A 3194-nucleotide genomic window follows, 5' to 3' on the forward strand; every position below is an offset into this window, starting at 1 on the left:
CTCCCGAAAAGCGCGTGAGCGCCTCGGCATTGCAGCGCTCGAAGCAGTCTCTCACGGCAGTGCGCCGCTTGAGGCTCTCGACGACTACGAAGCGCCAGGGCTGGCTGAGGCCAACGGAGGGCGCAGTGCTGGCGAGCTCGAGCAGGCGTTCCAGCGTACCCTCCGGCAGAGCCGTCGGCTCGAAGCGCCGCACATCCCTGCGCCAGCGCAGCAGCGTGATCAGCCCGGAGCGAAAATCGTCGGTGAAATCTGGAGGTGACGGCATGGCGGTCTCGTTAGGTATGTATTGGACACTAGGGAGTACAGTGTGGACAGCCTACTGCCGGATTGCCAAGCTGGCTTGTTGCGTCCGACAATCGCGTCATGCGGCCCCAACCGCAAACGATAGAAAAATGTTTCCTGATGGGCGGCGCTATTAAGATGCAATCGACCAAGCCAGTTTCGATCAGCTCGCACGGCGGTGAATCGCGTACCAGGCCGTTGGTAGATGCGCCATTGACACTTAGGCGCACCCGTATCGCTCACCAGGCCTCGGAATGCGGAGAACGTCGGCCTGGAACGCGGAGACGGCGACAGGCGTCTCAGCTTGCATATACTCGTTCCTGCCGCATCGCCTGCAACTCAGTTTGCTTCCGACCACGTCGGCCTCGACGTCCCCGAAGATTCCCCAGGTCATTCGGCCGATACCATCGTCTGACATCATAGCGCCGCAGCGGACAGCACCAGCTGCCCAATTTCATTTGGGGCATCGCTGAGCTTCCAGTCGCCACCGCAATTTCGTCTTCCACCAGCGTCAGGCCTGACCCAAATTGCAGCTCATCCCTCTCACAGTCAATTCGCGCTTGAATTATATGTTCTACTTTCGTTCACTGTTCGGACGACACATTAGAAAGAGCTGGAATGGAATCTATCATCAGCCCTCGACAGCCGCCAAAGGTGGCCGCTGTTCAAGCCCGCCGAAAAGTTTGGATGCCGTTCACAAGGGGAGAGCATTGGTGGGACCATGCCGGCGCCATCTACCTCTTTGTTCTTCTCGGGGAACATCGCCCGGGCCAGTGGTCTCAATCGTGACCGGAGATAAAAATAACAGACGCGCATCAGGGCTCGCGCACGTGGAACGCAATGAGCATCCCCAGTTACTGGCACATTCTACAATCAGCTACCAACTGACAAACGTATGGCAGGAGACGGATGAGACGTGGACGGTGTTCGACCGTCGTACCGCAGAGTCGCCATAAGTCGCATTTAGGAGGTCCTGATATTTGATGCAAATGGCTGGGAACGTTGCTCACCCTCAACTCGGAGGTGACCGTTACCATAAACAGCGGATGGGCTGGTGCCGTCATGAAGTTGGAGGGCGACTTGCCTCCTCTAGCCGTTTTCGCAACCTATTCCGTCGCCGTCTCGGTCAAGATCATAGATATCGGTGCCTACGACAGAGACCGGCCCGTGTACGTATGCGGGACCATTGCCCTTTCCGGAGGAACAGTCGACATCGCTGGCGATTGGAACACAGGCGCCTGTGTAGTTAGGGTCGCAGGATTCTTGGCCATGAGCGCTGCTGATGAAGGACGCCAGACCCAGAGCGACCGCGCCTAGACGATGAAACCGCATCAAACACCCGCCAGCTAACACCCAAGAAATCTTAGCGGGCATTTTAGCTCCATGCAATATTAGCACTGGCTTGGGCGCCTATATATCACCACCAAGCTCCAAAGAGATAAGTTATTGCCCCACTGCAATGATCAAGATCGCGTTGAGGGTCGCGCGATGGCGGGCTACTTGATTTCGGTTTGGCAGATGCGTGGCCAAAGAGCGACGCGTGCTGCCAGGCATATGCATCTTCGGCGGGGTTTGACTTTTGATATTGCTAGGCAGGAAGGTCGCTAGCTGTACAGACCAGCTTATTACCGAGGTCGAGAATCCTAGTACCGATCGGTGGTAGTGCATCCACAGCAGTCTGATTTGACAGCCGTCGTCGAGCCGGAGTTCGCATCGCCCTCTGCGGTGAGGCCTCCGTAAGCGTCTGCGACGACCGACAGAGTCGACAAGCACGCGCTTCGTTCAGCGCCCCGAGGTGATCATGGCTGAAAGCGGCCCTACAAGGGCGGCCGATAGTAGCCTTCAAGGCCTACAAGAGGCAAACGCTGTGGAATCGTGTGCAGGGCGAGGTCGGCGGTCCCGAAGGAGCATAAGAAGAACAAGGCCGAATGGCTGAAGCCGGGACTGGTCCGCCGGTCACGAGGTCGGAGGGCGAAGAGAAGCTGCGCCTCGCGAGGCTACGGATTTCTGGGAGGATAACCAAAGAGCGCGGCCAGTCTTAGGTATATTGTACGATTGTTACCCAAGCGGCGGCCGCATGGACTCTCATCATCTTGGAACTACATTGCCAGAATGGCACAGCTCTTTGAATCCGCCCCAATGAGCGCTTCATTTCAGATGATCGTGGACCACTATGAGACAGCGGTTTCACTCCAGGAGCGCATTGTAACTCGCGCTCGACAAGTCGGCTTGGCGACCAAAAGCGATGACGAATTTCTGGAGCATCTGAATGCCGCGTTAGAGCGGGTGCGCCAAAGCTTGGCTCGGGCCGATTAACGTAATTGATAAAAAATGGGACATCCGCGGTCGGCAGGCATACAGTGTGCCATCGACGGCAACTCTAAGGGCGTCCGTCGGCTGTGAGCGATCAACATGCTTCCGCCCCAATAGGGAGAGGGAGCTATGACAGACTCCAGTTCACAAACTCACACTGCCGCGCAACGCGACACCGGCCAAAATTCGATCTATCGCAATTCGCTGCTGCTACGAATGTGCTCGGCAGATTTGGCATTGCTGCAACCTCATTTCGAAAGCGTCTCCCTTGGGCTGAAGACGCATCTCGAAGTGGCGGGGTCACCAATCAGCACCGTGTACTTCTTCGAGAGCGGTCTCGGGTCAGTGGTGGGCGAGCTGCGGCCTGGTATCGAAGCTGAGATCGGAATCATTGGTTGTGAGGGCATGACCGGCTCAGCGCTTATCATGGGCGATGACCGGTCAACGCACGATTGTTACGTCCAATTAGAAGCCCGAGCCTTTGTTATCGACGCGGGCCTCTTCACCAAGGCGCTTCTGACAAGCCCAACCTTGCGAACCTTTCTGCTCCGCTACGTTCACTACTTTCACCTCCAGGCAAGCTTCACCGCGCTCAGCAA

General features: G+C 57.0%; 3 protein-coding genes. 2 read left to right on the forward strand and 1 reads right to left on the reverse strand.

Going from position 1 to position 3194, the window contains the following annotated elements; all coding sequences use genetic code 11:
* A partial coding sequence (locus tag NKH35_RS31130) for a nitroreductase family protein (RefSeq protein WP_352917511.1) occupies positions 1 to 265 on the reverse strand: 265 nt, incomplete at its 3' end.
* A gap of 1019 nt (positions 266 to 1284) precedes the next feature.
* On the opposite strand from NKH35_RS31130, the gene NKH35_RS31135 reads away from it, so the two are divergent.
* Positions 1285 to 1599: a hypothetical protein gene (locus NKH35_RS31135; RefSeq protein WP_023685563.1), complete on the forward strand. Its 315-nt coding sequence runs from the start codon at positions 1285 to 1287 to the stop codon at positions 1597 to 1599.
* Positions 1600 to 2724: 1125 nt separating this feature from the next.
* Positions 2725 to 3194, forward strand: a 470-nt coding sequence (locus NKH35_RS31140; protein ID WP_352917512.1) for a cyclic nucleotide-binding domain-containing protein, incomplete at its 3' end; no start/stop codon positions are given.

The organism is Mesorhizobium sp. M1143 (genome assembly GCF_040318435.1).
Lineage (GTDB): Bacteria > Pseudomonadota > Alphaproteobacteria > Rhizobiales > Rhizobiaceae > Mesorhizobium.